Origin of the sequence: Clostridium sp. E02, assembly GCF_003833015.1 — a bacterium.
In the GTDB taxonomy this organism is placed as follows: Bacteria; Bacillota; Clostridia; order Lachnospirales; family Lachnospiraceae; genus Lacrimispora.
In genome coordinates this window covers 16,873-28,611 of the sequence record NZ_RJLQ01000034.1, presented here as the reverse complement: position 1 = coordinate 28,611, position 11,739 = coordinate 16,873, and the positions used below count along the sequence as shown (strand labels likewise).

Annotated in this window: 15 protein-coding genes; 1 reads left to right on the top strand and 14 read right to left on the bottom strand. The window is 39.1% G+C overall.

Annotated elements, in window-relative coordinates; translation table 11 throughout:
• Nucleotides 1-244 precede the first annotated feature (244 nt).
• From EFT72_RS18275 to EFT72_RS19515, 4 genes are all read right to left on the bottom strand, one after another.
• Entirely contained in the window at nucleotides 245-772 is a 528-nt protein-coding gene (locus EFT72_RS18275; protein WP_124068354.1) for a GerMN domain-containing protein, read from the bottom strand.
• 27 nt (nucleotides 773-799) lie between these two features.
• On the bottom strand, nucleotides 800-1,249 hold the full coding sequence (locus EFT72_RS18270) for a MarR family transcriptional regulator (protein ID WP_124068357.1): 450 nt from the start codon (nucleotides 1,247-1,249) through the stop codon (nucleotides 800-802).
• Between the two features lie 105 nt (nucleotides 1,250-1,354).
• Complete coding sequence (locus EFT72_RS18265; protein WP_124068353.1) at nucleotides 1,355-1,882, bottom strand: spore maturation protein; 528 nt, start codon at nucleotides 1,880-1,882, stop codon at nucleotides 1,355-1,357.
• A gap of 175 nt (nucleotides 1,883-2,057) precedes the next feature.
• A complete protein-coding gene (locus tag EFT72_RS19515) occupies nucleotides 2,058-2,504 on the bottom strand; it encodes a hypothetical protein (RefSeq protein WP_206426682.1) in 447 nt (148 codons plus the stop codon).
• Nucleotides 2,505-2,611: 107 nt separating this feature from the next.
• Here EFT72_RS19515 and EFT72_RS18255 point away from each other — a divergent pair, with 107 nt between their 5' ends.
• Nucleotides 2,612-3,673 carry an undecaprenyldiphospho-muramoylpentapeptide beta-N-acetylglucosaminyltransferase gene (locus EFT72_RS18255; RefSeq protein WP_124068352.1) on the top strand — a complete coding sequence of 354 codons (1,062 nt, stop codon included), beginning with the start codon at nucleotides 2,612-2,614 and terminating at the stop codon, nucleotides 3,671-3,673.
• Nucleotides 3,674-3,681: 8 nt separating this feature from the next.
• On the opposite strand, the gene EFT72_RS18250 is transcribed toward EFT72_RS18255, so the two are convergent.
• The 10 genes from EFT72_RS18250 to EFT72_RS18205 are packed head-to-tail and all read right to left on the bottom strand — an operon-like array spanning nucleotide 3,682 to nucleotide 11,736.
• Nucleotides 3,682-4,224: a sigma-70 family RNA polymerase sigma factor gene (locus tag EFT72_RS18250; protein WP_124068351.1), complete on the bottom strand. Its 543-nt coding sequence runs from the start codon at nucleotides 4,222-4,224 to the stop codon at nucleotides 3,682-3,684.
• 17 nt (nucleotides 4,225-4,241) lie between these two features.
• Nucleotides 4,242-4,658 carry an HIT family protein gene (locus EFT72_RS18245; RefSeq protein ID WP_124068350.1) on the bottom strand — a complete coding sequence of 139 codons (417 nt, stop codon included), beginning with the start codon at nucleotides 4,656-4,658 and terminating at the stop codon, nucleotides 4,242-4,244.
• 27 nt (nucleotides 4,659-4,685) lie between these two features.
• Nucleotides 4,686-5,300, bottom strand: coding sequence for a rhomboid family intramembrane serine protease (locus EFT72_RS18240; protein ID WP_124068349.1), 615 nt, complete (start codon nucleotides 5,298-5,300; stop codon nucleotides 4,686-4,688).
• Between the two features lie 49 nt (nucleotides 5,301-5,349).
• Nucleotides 5,350-6,618, bottom strand: a complete 1,269-nt coding sequence (locus tag EFT72_RS18235) for a DUF6382 domain-containing protein (RefSeq protein ID WP_124068348.1) — start codon at nucleotides 6,616-6,618, stop codon at nucleotides 5,350-5,352.
• Nucleotides 6,619-7,008 (bottom strand): hypothetical protein, encoded by a 390-nt coding sequence (locus EFT72_RS18230; protein ID WP_124068347.1) that lies wholly within the window; start codon nucleotides 7,006-7,008, stop codon nucleotides 6,619-6,621. It abuts the gene before it with no gap.
• Complete coding sequence (locus tag EFT72_RS18225; protein WP_124068346.1) at nucleotides 7,005-7,436, bottom strand: prepilin peptidase; 432 nt, start codon at nucleotides 7,434-7,436, stop codon at nucleotides 7,005-7,007. Before EFT72_RS18225 ends, EFT72_RS18230 begins: the two co-directional genes overlap by 4 nt.
• A gap of 10 nt (nucleotides 7,437-7,446) precedes the next feature.
• Nucleotides 7,447-8,370 (bottom strand): TadE family protein, encoded by a 924-nt coding sequence (locus EFT72_RS18220; protein WP_124068345.1) that lies wholly within the window; start codon nucleotides 8,368-8,370, stop codon nucleotides 7,447-7,449.
• 19 nt (nucleotides 8,371-8,389) lie between these two features.
• Nucleotides 8,390-10,282: a DUF5702 domain-containing protein gene (locus EFT72_RS18215; protein WP_124068344.1), complete on the bottom strand. Its 1,893-nt coding sequence runs from the start codon at nucleotides 10,280-10,282 to the stop codon at nucleotides 8,390-8,392.
• Complete coding sequence (locus EFT72_RS18210) at nucleotides 10,282-10,464, bottom strand: Flp1 family type IVb pilin (RefSeq protein ID WP_124068343.1); 183 nt, start codon at nucleotides 10,462-10,464, stop codon at nucleotides 10,282-10,284. Before EFT72_RS18210 ends, EFT72_RS18215 begins: the two co-directional genes overlap by 1 nt.
• 18 nt (nucleotides 10,465-10,482) lie before the next feature.
• Complete coding sequence (locus tag EFT72_RS18205) at nucleotides 10,483-11,736, bottom strand: immunoglobulin-like domain-containing protein (protein WP_124068342.1); 1,254 nt, start codon at nucleotides 11,734-11,736, stop codon at nucleotides 10,483-10,485.
• Nucleotides 11,737-11,739: the final 3 nt, after the last annotated feature.

Genomic DNA, 11,739 nt, shown 5'->3' with positions numbered 1-11,739 from the left:
CCATTTGGTATGTGCCAAACTGTTTGCCTTATTGGCCATTAAAATCACCTTTCCTTTCGTTATAAATTGGCTTGAACAACCTTATTATAACGGAAAGGTGATTTTTTTGTGTAACAAACACCGCGCACCCGCATAGCGGGTGGTTTATATTTCGCACGCTTCGCGTGCTCAACAGGGTCACGACCCATAATAAAAGAAAACCGGGCAGTTGACGTTACTTTCGTCACCTGCCCGGTTTCTATTATTATTTAATCTTTTTATAATCTTTTACATATTCCAGATAATCCTGATTCGTCTTCCCATTTTGGTAGTTTTTCCCATTTACAAGTAGTTTTAATTTTTCGATTTCAAAGTTCTCTATAAAAGTGTTTCCCACTGCTGCAATAACAAGGGATTCTCGGTCAGAATCTTTCTGAGGAACCTGAGATAAGTCAAGTGTGCCTGTCCCATCTACAATCTCGAATTTTACAACCTTCGTACCCTCCTCCAATACATGATATTCAATCAGTTTATCTACCAGTGCTTCTGCCGTGAGTTTATCCACCGCATCCATCGCCTGATTTAACCCTGTATTGTCATCATTTAAGTTATATATGGAGATAATCTCCATGGGTTCCACATTGGGATCTGGGACTTTATCACTTACGCCTCCAGTTGAAGCCATCACCTGAGGATCTGGAGTGGTTGTCTCAATCTTCTTCTTTGTAGGTGTACACGCCGCCAAGGACATCACCAATATGGCGCTCAGTATAAACACAATGAACTTTCTCATAATTGCGTATTGCCTCCTTAATTTCTGTTAAAGGCTCCGAAACCACTTATTTAGTTTGGTCAGAGCTTTGATCAATGCTTCTATTTCATTCTCGCTTAACCCTTCGAGAATTCCTGCAATCATTTCCTGATGAAATTTTGCATGGTGTTCATAGGCCTGTTTTCCTTTTTCTGAAAGAGAAATGTATACAACACGGCGATCCTCTTTGCCTCTCTGTCGGGTTACATACCCTTTCTTAACAAGGCTGTTCATGGCTATGGTCAAGGTGCCTACTGTTACGGATAATTCTCTGGCAATGGTGGACATGTTCTTGGGTTCTGCAACACCAATCGCCTCAATGACATGCATATCATTATTCGTTATATTATTAAATTCCTGTGTAATGATCGCCTGCTGCTCGATATCCATGATATCCCGAAACAGATTCACTAGTACTTCGTTAAGAGTTCCGTAAGTATCCACGTTTATCCCCTTCATACTTCTGACAATAAAAGCTTCTTGGTAATTATACATGATTATGTATTTCAAGACAACCACTTGAATTCTTATGAAATTCTTAAAATCAACATGATTTTTTTCCATTTATGACAAATAATGGGATAAAATCACGCTGGCAGCCACTCCCGCCGCTGTTGCGGTTAATGCTCCTGCCATGGAATATCTGGTTTTTTTGATTTTTACGGTTCCGAAATATACGCTAAGGCAATAAAACAAAGTCTCCGTGCAACTCATTAGTACAGAGGTGAGCATACCAATATAAGAATCCGTTCCAAACTTTTTAAAAATATCCAATACCAGTCCGGTAGCCGCTGAATTAGAAATCATACGAATCAAAACAACTGGTACCACTGGAGCAGGAAGGGATAGATAGGAAGCCGGTTTTATCAATAATTGAGATAGAAAATCCAAAAATCCAGAGGCGCGTAATACCCCAACTGCAGTCATTAATCCAATCAGAGTCGGCATAATCCCCACTACCGTTTTCATTCCGTCTTTGGCTCCATTTAAAAAATCATCAAATACCGGACGTTTGGAAAGCACTCCAAATCCAATAATGTAAAAAATAATCAAAGGAACTGCTGCCTCTGATAAAAATAATAAAAATCCCATTTTTACCTCTTAAATTCTTTTATCCTTATAGTCTATTCCAATTTTACCCTTTTCATTCGGCCTTAAAACGGGTAAAATAAGGGTATGAAATTACAGAGAAAGGAGATTCTACTTAATGAGACGACTTTGTTTTAGTTGGTTTTAAAGAACACGAATGGGATGAAACACAAATCAGTCAGTCTTGAGAACGAATATAATGCCTCCCATCTGCATTATATATGGGTTGGGAGGAAAGCCCATTGTATATTATATTCCTTACAATGGTTCTCTGTACTTGATTAAAATGAGAGGCTTTTTTTATAGGACGGTATTCATTTGATCCCATCAGCCATATAATTGCCAGCATTGCTACCAATAGAGGCTTCTGTAAAAGCTGTAGTAGCTTAAAGCCCCAATTACGAATGATTAACTGTCTTCTAACCACCAGTTTTTTCTCTCGTTTGTTAAACTCTTCCATGATTTTCTGAAATTCCCCTGGTGGCGCTACTGGTGGATCTGGTATTAATTCCGGATGCTTTTGCATATATTCAAGCAATTGGGCTTCTAATTTTACCAAAACCACTTCATTCTTTTTGAACTGTTTTAAAATGAAACTTGTTTTTTTATGTTCTCTATGCTCCATGTCTGCACCTCTTTGTCACGTTATCCTTTCCATCCCTTTCGCTTTGGGGTTGACTTTTTAACACGAACGTTTACTATTATATTATATCCAATTGGGAGGCAACGTATATGAAAAAAATCATTCTAACTGGCGGAGGAACAGCTGGTCATGTGACTCCAAACCTTGCATTAATCCCTTCATTAAAGAAGCGGGATTTTGAAATCCGCTATATGGGATCCTATCAGGGTATTGAGCGAAAATTAATAGAAGGAGCTGGTATCCCTTACCATGGAATCTCCTGCGGTAAATTCCGCAGATATTTTGATATTAAAAACTTCACTGATCCATTTCGTGTATTAAAAGGATATGGGGAAGCTTTCAGCTATTTGAAAAAACAGAAACCAGATATTGTATTCTCAAAAGGCGGCTTTGTAAGCGTCCCCGTGGTTCTTGCAGCAAAACATTTAAAAGTGCCTGTCATCATTCATGAATCGGATATGACTCCAGGACTTGCCAATAAGCTTTGTATTCCTGCTGCCTCCTATGTATGCTGCAATTTTCCAGAAACTTTAAATTATCTACCCAAAGAAAAATCAGTTCTAACCGGTTCTCCTATAAGAAAAGAGTTGTTACATGGGGACCGAATTAAGGGGCTTGATTATTCCGGTCTTTCAAAGGATAAACCCGTCATCTTAATAATCGGTGGCAGTCTAGGATCAGTCACTGTCAACAATGCAGTTAGAGGGATCCTTACAAAATTACTTGAACACTATCAGATTATACATATCTGTGGAAAGGGCAATCTAGATGAAAGCCTTTTTAGTACGGAGGGATATGTACAATACGAGTATGTAGATGCCCCTTTGAAGCACCTTTTCGCTGCTGCAGATTTAATGATTTCCAGAGCAGGTGCAAACTCCATCTGCGAGATCCTTGCACTTCGCAAACCTAATATACTAATTCCGCTGTCTGCCGCCGCCAGCAGAGGGGACCAGATATTAAATGCAAAATCCTTTAAAAAGCAGGGATTTAGTTATCTATTGGAAGAAGAAAACCTAAATGGAGAATCGCTGCTTCAGGCAATCACAGAGACCTATGTAAACCGAAAGGCTTATCTTGCTAATATGGGAAAAAGCGAACTCCAGGATGCAGTGGAAACGATCATTGGTAAGATTGAATCACTGATCTAGATAAATTATCACAAATCATAGTTTGCTCCTAGAATCTTCTTTAAGCAAACTCTAGTTCGATAGATCCGGGAACGGCATACCGTTCCCGTTATCTTTAATCGTTCACAGATTTCAGGAATTGTAAGCTGTTCCAAAAAGTAAAGTATAGCCATTTCTTTCCATTCTTCTCTCATATTAAAGATTTCCCATGTTATTTTCTCAAGAGATTCCTCCCCAAGTATCACATCAAGCGGATCCTTTATCACGTATTTTGTAAGCAATGACACCTCGTAAAACGCATACTCCTCATCCATACTCACCTTTTCGTAATGATTATTCTTACGCAGGCAATCAATGGATTTACGTTTTAATATTTTAATTAACATCCCTTTTTTTCGTATATCTGACCAAGTTAAGGAATAATTTTCAAAATATGAAATAAATGTTTCCTGTACTACATCGTCTAATTCCATATCTGGTACATTCAGTGTTTTGGCTATCCGGCGAAGCAATCCCTGATACTCATTATAGATTGACTGCAACAGCAAATTTTCATCTTGATGTATACTCATTTATTATGCCCCTCTGATTACAGGGCGCTCTTTATAGCTGCTCCTGTCTGTGATAATTCTTCCGGACTTACTTTGCCCGGTACCCACGAAACCATTTCAGGGCCGTCCTCATATCGAGGAATCAAATGCACGTGAAAATGAAAAACCGTCTGGCCAGCCTCTTTTCCATTGTTCTGTACTACATTAAATCCTGCACATCCCAAAGTTTTTTTCATGGCGCCCCCTATCTTCGATGCCAGCAATAAGACATTTGAAGCGACTTTACCATCCAGATCACATATGTCTTTGTAATGCTGTTTTGGCAGGATCAGTGCATGTCCTTTGGAAGCTGGTCCTAAGTCCAATATAACGCGGAATGTATCATCTTCATACAGTGTTTCTGATGGTATCTCACCATTTGCTATCTTGCAGAAAATACAATTATCTTCTCTCACACGCTCACCTCCTTTCCGTAATTCTCCTTATCTACCCACATGAACAGACCGCTTGGGTCTACGATACATAATAACACCCATAAGAATACCAAAGCACAAGCCGGCAACATGAGCCGTGTTATCTACACCGGTACTGGTAAAGCCAAAATACAGGGAGCATGCAATCACGACAACCAATTGACGAGTACTTAAATCCTCTAATTGCCCCCGATTTATCACTACTGCATATAAAAGCCCGCCGATTACACCAAATATGGCACCGGAAGCTCCTGCAGATACCACATTTCTATAGTTGGAAATATTGACCATCAAAGAGACTACATTTGCTCCTATTCCACAGATTAAATAGAATAAAAGGTACTTAATATGTCCAAGCGCCCGTTCTAGATTATCTCCCAAAATAAATAGGATTAGCATATTATTCATAATGTGATTGATTCCAAAATGCATAAAAATAGACGTGAGCAGGCGATAATACTGTCCGCCTTCTATTACAAGCGGTGCATACATAGCTCCATGGGAAACCATAAACTGCGTATCTTCGGTAGAACCTGTAAACTCTAAATAAATAAATGCAATAATATTAATAGCAAGTAGTGAAATATTCACATATGCCTGGTTTTGTTTGCTCAAGTTCTCCATCTGACTCTCCATCTCTTATAATAGAATTATTTTATCACAAAATGACATATTATGTAAATATAAACCCGTAATTTGCCAGAAATATTTCATCTCCTTTTTTTAATGATAAAGTCTCGTTTGTTTCAAGCATCCGTCCATTAACCGTTGTTCCATTTGTAGAATTTAAATCACTGATTTCATACCCTTCCTCTACCCAGTCAATTCTAGCATGAATCCGACTAATTCCCTCGCGGTTTACTGCATAATCCACAATCCCTTCTTGCTTCCCAATTAAAAAAGGGGTATAAGAAACAACAATATCTTCCAAATCAGAACCGACTGCTTTTAAATACCTTACCCCTTTATCTGTAGATCCACTCGTTAAAAGTACCGTCTGCAACACTTCCTCTTCTTCTATCTGTTCCTGTTCCTTTTTTATTTCTTCCGGTTCTTCTTCAAAAGCCACCTTCCATTCTTCGTGTTCTTTCTTGTCTGGTTCCTTCTGTATCAAAGAATTGCCTTTTTCTGGACAGCGTTTCATAAGCAACGCTGGAATCAGGCCTAAGACCACACAAAGATACCAGTACTTTTGTATTCCTGATCCCCCCCGTAAAAACCACAGTACTCCAAAGCCACTTGTCATTGCCACTATCCCAACAAGGATAGAAAGCCCCATATTCGATTTTTGTGAAAGCAATTCCCTATGCTCAGAACCTTCCAATGGTTTATCAACTGTTACTGGATCTATCTTTGTTTTTTCTTCTATTACATGATCCCTCTCAATCTCCTTAACTGCAATCGCCTTTTCCCCCATTCGATCAAGTAAATTATGGACTCCATAATTCTCTTTTAAACTTTCCTGATAAAGACTATATGCCATAACCACACATTCTTTATCTTGATGATCTACTTTTCCCAAAAGATACCGGAGCAGTTCCGTCATCTTTGCTGGAAACTCACTGGCCTTTCCAGGAATCAGGCAAAGAGAAATGGCGAATCGTTCTGGCTCAACATAAATATATTCTGGCTCAAGAATGATACAATCTTCCTTTAACAGATATTTCTCAAGCCGATCCAAGGCACTTAAGATCCCACCGATCAGCTTTTTTAACTCTTCTTTTCCCAAGCTATGATATTCCAGAATTCGACTTAATGGTTGTTTTGATGTTATCTCATAATAATAAGTTCTTCTATTATCTGTCTGCCTGGAATGAAATTTTAATAGACCTTCTATATCATTAGACTCAAACATATAAAGATCGTACCCTTGATATCCTGCTTCCTCTGGCTCTATGATTAAATAGTTATGTTTCAATTCTCGTTTGTATGTAATTTTCATCTATTCCTCCTGATCAAGCAATGTTACCATTCTTAAAAAATTTTCCGGATCAAATACGCTTTGTTCTATCAAAAGATTCCATCTCCCTGCCCTCCCAAACGCATTTACCTTTCTTCCTGTAATCGGATTCCCTGACATTTGGATATTATATTCATATTCTTTCCACGAAAAAGGTTTCCCCGCCCGATTTTTAGCCCAATTATCTGCGTCTCCTGGAGATTCTGATTCATTATGCCTTAATCTCTGTACAGACTCCGCCATAGCCATAGATCCTACCACCTCATCCCGGATGCAATAGGCCGCCTGAATGGAAACAAGCATTGCCCATAAGACAATCGACATAACAAACGCTGCCTCTATAGTATAACTTCCTTTCAGTCGTCTTTTCATTGGAGTACCATCACAATCCAGACCGGTATCAAAAAAGGGAGAAATGGCACCGTTTTGCTTCTAATATCCATTCCTTTAAACCGGTGGAACAGGTAACTTCCCCCACATATTACTCCCACGAACATAGTTCCATAAATAAACAATTTCCAATTAAAAAATGGAGGAAAGAACAGACCGCTTACAATGAAAAAGAAGCCATCTCCCACTCCAATTGACTCATCCGAAATTCGACTTAAAAGAAGCAAAAAAAAACCTGGCAAACAGCTTAATAGGCTTTGAATGCCAAAGGTTTTCTGAAAAACGGAAAGCAGAATACCGGCAATTCCTCCAACCAGAAACAACCATATGGAAATGCTTTTCTTCTTTCCATCCTGACACGCTGCGGCAAACAAAAATGCAAAAAATATAATATGACGAATCAATTCCATTAAAACCTCCTTACTGAGAACAATAGGAACATGCGCCCAAATGTCTTACTTTTGAAAGTGGAACAGCCTTCACATATGCGGTTATTGCCGAGCAGTTCTTTGTGCTATGATACTTTTCTCCTGACGGCAGAATGTAAACACCGTTTTGTTCCCCTGCCAATTCACCACATCGGCTGCATGGTTTATATTTCCCTCCGTTTAAATTTCGCACTGTTTTCAGCTCCTGAAATGATATTTTTTTTATAGTATTGTATAGGTAGTGGCAGGTTCTATCCTTGTGGTATCTGGTACTCCCCTTTCCAATATAAACCAACTCTTCGTTCTCTTCAGACGCTTCCACTGCTCTTTTTTTATTTCCAATCCATGCACGTCGATAACACCTAGCGGTCATTGGTACACTCCTTTTTCCAAGAATGGAAAACGGGAGTTTTACCTGGTAATCCATAACAAGATCTATGGTTTCTCCATCTCTAAGTATAGAAGAACGGGCAAAAGAAACAGAGGTAAGATGTTCAAACCCTACTCGCCCTTCCACCCGCTTTCGAACTAGAATTAAAACTGCCTGCTCAGACAATGTAGATAAAAACTCATCTGGAATCTTCCCAAGACCTTTTTTCTTTAATTTAGTACCAATCTCAAGCTCATCGTACAAATAAACATACTGGCTGACTTCCTCTCCCGTCCGTTCAAGTGCTATCTGGATTTTTCGTCCATCGTTAAGAATCTTCATTGGCATCATAAGAAGAACCATAAAAAATAAAAAGAGAGGAAGAACCATAGCTGCCTCTATGGTTAAACTCCCCTTTCTTCTTATTTGTGAGACGGATGATAATACCCTCTTTCCAAGAATTTTTTTTCTTATACATGGGATTCGTACCTGGAGAGTAACTTTTTTTATTTGTATTTTTTTATTTACTTCTTTGAAAAAGGGCATAATCATCCGCCTCCTTGTCTTAATATGCTTTTTCTGTCCGGACCGTTAATTGATACGAATTATGGCTGCCTCCTAAAAAAATATGCCTGGAAACAACGTCCGCTTCAATCTCTGCCTGATAAATACAGTGTTCCATTCGAAACTTCTTATCTTCCCTGATAAGATTCATCTGCATCACATCCATAAGCCTATAATATTTTAGATGTGCACTTCCAATTAATAGAAGAAATTTTAAATATTCAAGATATCCAAACCCTTTGTCATCCTCATCCTCGTTTTTAATCAGACCATTGGTTCCTAATTCCAGTAACCCAGTAAGAGACAATTTCCAATTATCTTTATTTTTTATAAATGCAACTTTTTTCCCTTCTAAAAGCCTTCTAATATCCAACACTGCCTCGCCCAAAGCCCAAATACTCATTATAAAAAAAGCTACAACTCCCGTGAGTGGAGCAAGTCCAGTAACACCAGTGATGGTTGCGGCAAGAGAAATTGCTTCCTGCCTTTTTTGACTGTCTGATAAAATATGTACCAGATTCAGACCTTCTCTTATGGCCAAAATCTCAGCTAATGTTTGTCCTAAATTATCCTGATCTGATTTCCTTCCTGCTATCATATATTCCATCTCGTACTTTACATCTTTATCCTCATCTGATAGAAAATTTGTTAGGAAACGCCCACAGTATTCTTGGAATAAAACGCGGTCTAACAGATTTTGAGATGCCCCACGTTCTCCTGTATACAGTGCAGATGGAAGAGAATCCCCAATTAGGACTCCTTTGGAAATGCTTTTCCCTTCCGGGAGTACCAACAATAAAAGTCCTTCTTTTCCTAATTTTTCGATTTTTTCTAAAACATTTTGTTTTTCTGGGTCCTTTACACTTTTTCTGTATGAAAGCCTTGGGATGGATACCTGGGACCATATCTCCTCTACAGACCCCCATAGTTCGGAGAGATCAGGTGCGTCGTCATCTTCATCCTCATCTGAACGATCCGCATAACGAGACAGTATATCCTCCACTTCGCCTGCTCGATCAATTGCTGTTTGGATTATGGGTGTCTGGCTTTTAACCTGTTCTGATCGTGTTAAAATCTCAACACGACGTTCCCCATCTTTTTGAACATAAGTATCATAGCAAAGGATCTCTCCTTCCATTGCCTCCCAAACGTTCTTACTAAGTTTATTGGAACTTCTTTTCTGGTCCTCAACCGTCTTTTCCAGAGCACGTTTTAATTTGTCCGCCTTTTTTTTATAGTTCTTTACAAGCGCCGGAAAATGGTTTATTTCTTTTTTTAGTGCCTTTGCATTTCTTCGAAACATAAACCCATTATAGTTCCCCAGATATTGATTGGCCTTCTGCCTATATTCTTCCTGTTTGAGTAAGGAATTGCTGATATCATCCAATGCCTGTTCCAGACGAACTGCTTCTTTTGTGTGGCTGTTGTAAGATTCCGAAATATTTTGTACGGTTTTTGCTTCCTCTAATTGTTTCAGCATGGTTTCTTCTCTTCCATCTTTTGTTGCGTCAGAAAACACCCCATATTTCATGTAATCTACAATTTCCTGATTCAGATGTTCCCCATTGTCATCCGTAATTAATATCTGTCTGCTTATCCTGCCGTCTTTTGCCTCCATGGAATACCATCCGGAAGCATCCATATATGGTTTTAAAAATTTCATCCATGATGTTTTCAATTCCTCTTCGTCCTGATCTAGAAGAAATATACGATACTGATCAAAAGCTCCTCTGTGATAATTGCTAAACACCGAATCCATGGCAGAATCAGCCGCCAGTTTTAAGTAGAATCTGGTTCCAGCTGTCCGTGCGGACTCAATAAGTCCGCACATTAAACTGAAAATACACAAAAGAGTCAGACTCAAGAACACCGTAATATGACCCTTTTTACGCATTAATACACCTCTTTTGACTTTGTGTTAATTTCTTTAAAAATATTATCCAAAAGTTTTTTGATGTTGGTTTTAAATATAAGTACAAGACCAATTAACACCACCAGAATCAATACGATCTCTATGACTCCAACACCATCTTCTTCTTTGACAAAATCCTTCATCTGTTTTAGTAAAAACTTCATTTTAGCCTCACCTCCTTTCTAATAAAATGCCAGAAATACAGGTACTACAATCATGATCATGACCACCCCTAACATCATAAGCAGGGGAAATAATAATTTTGTTCCTGCTTCTTCCCCCAGCTTCTTTGCGTAATTTTTCCTTTGCTCAAACGCAGATACCATCTCAAGTTCTAGGGAGGATCTTAACTGTTTGCCCCCATTTTTTCGGCTCTGTTCTAGGAGTGCAGACAACTTGATATACGGCTGAAGACCACAACGCCTGCCAAACTCACTATAAGCACGGGATTCTGTGACTCCACTCCCAATCTGTACTGCTGTTTTTACCATCTCATCATACGCTGGGCGCATACTTCGTTTCTTCTGCTTTACCCCTTCTTCATATCCTGTTACAATTCGTTCCCATGCGCCTCGGATCGTAAGACCTGCACCTATGTATACCACCAATTTGGATATTACCTCTGAATAATCAAAAAGCAGTTGTTTTTCTCTTTCTTTCTTTTCTTCTTGCTTTTCTACCACTCCCTTCAAATGCAATAAAACTGCACATGCCATTCCAAGCAAAGGTAACATACGATTGCTTTTTTCCTTTGGTTTTGAATAGCGAAGACCATGCCCCGCATAACGGTCTGGCAATATCAGTTGTTCCTTTGTTTGCTGCCTTAAATCCTCTTGTTCGATTAATTTTTTAAATGGAGCCACTATCTTTTCCGCCCTGGTTAATTCTGGTGGAAAAACCAAAACCTTAAAATTATAATTTCTGTTATGCGTTCCATCCGTTACCAGAGCCGTTAGCAACACCGTCTCCCCTTTCTCTTCCAAGTTCTCATTATGAACCTCTCCAAAAGAATCAATTAGATCCGGATTATCTGTCTCCCAGCTTATCCGAAGCCCATAGGGGTCCAGACTGGATTGAAACTTTAAATCAGTTCTCACCATGGAAAGAGATGGATTTTCCCCTAATATTCGAACTTTAAGTTCGGGTTCAATCCGATCAAAAAGAAGTTTTGCCTCCTGATCGGTATAGATTCGTTCTCTCACGGGTATCTCAATTGGAACCTCTTTGTCCTCTTCTTTTGGGTCCAGACCAGATACCACGACTTCGTAAGTATTCTCTCCGTGACCAGGTCCTGCTCTCTCAAGCTTTGTAAAACCACGACTTTCTGCTACAGACACGAATTCCATGACAACATAAAGGAGGAATCCTCCAGCCACACAGGCCACCTGGGATTTTGTAACAGGCAACCGCCAAAACCAACTATCCTTCCACTTCATATG

Bases quoted from the DNA above. Each gene is read 5' to 3' on its own strand.
- EFT72_RS18265 (WP_124068353.1), bottom strand. From the start codon at position 1,882: ATGGGATTTTTATTATTTTTATCAGAGGCAGCAGTTCCTTTGATTATT.
- EFT72_RS18230 (WP_124068347.1), bottom strand. From the start codon at position 7,008: ATGAAAAGACGACTGAAAGGAAGTTATACTATAGAGGCAGCGTTTGTT.
- EFT72_RS19515 (WP_206426682.1), bottom strand. From the start codon at position 2,504: ATGGAGCATAGAGAACATAAAAAAACAAGTTTCATTTTAAAACAGTTC.
- EFT72_RS18205 (WP_124068342.1), bottom strand. From the start codon at position 11,736: ATGAAGTGGAAGGATAGTTGGTTTTGGCGGTTGCCTGTTACAAAATCC.
- EFT72_RS18215 (WP_124068344.1), bottom strand. From the start codon at position 10,282: ATGCGTAAAAAGGGTCATATTACGGTGTTCTTGAGTCTGACTCTTTTG.
- EFT72_RS18225 (WP_124068346.1), bottom strand. From the start codon at position 7,436: ATGGAATTGATTCGTCATATTATATTTTTTGCATTTTTGTTTGCCGCA.
- EFT72_RS18235 (WP_124068348.1), bottom strand. From the start codon at position 6,618: ATGAAAATTACATACAAACGAGAATTGAAACATAACTATTTAATCATA.
- EFT72_RS18270 (WP_124068357.1), bottom strand. From the start codon at position 1,249: ATGAAGGGGATAAACGTGGATACTTACGGAACTCTTAACGAAGTACTA.
- EFT72_RS18255 (WP_124068352.1), top strand. From the start codon at position 2,612: ATGAAAAAAATCATTCTAACTGGCGGAGGAACAGCTGGTCATGTGACT.
- EFT72_RS18250 (WP_124068351.1), bottom strand. From the start codon at position 4,224: ATGAGTATACATCAAGATGAAAATTTGCTGTTGCAGTCAATCTATAAT.
- EFT72_RS18210 (WP_124068343.1), bottom strand. From the start codon at position 10,464: ATGAAGTTTTTACTAAAACAGATGAAGGATTTTGTCAAAGAAGAAGAT.
- EFT72_RS18220 (WP_124068345.1), bottom strand. From the start codon at position 8,370: ATGCCCTTTTTCAAAGAAGTAAATAAAAAAATACAAATAAAAAAAGTT.
- EFT72_RS18240 (WP_124068349.1), bottom strand. From the start codon at position 5,300: ATGGAGAACTTGAGCAAACAAAACCAGGCATATGTGAATATTTCACTA.
- EFT72_RS18275 (WP_124068354.1), bottom strand. From the start codon at position 772: ATGAGAAAGTTCATTGTGTTTATACTGAGCGCCATATTGGTGATGTCC.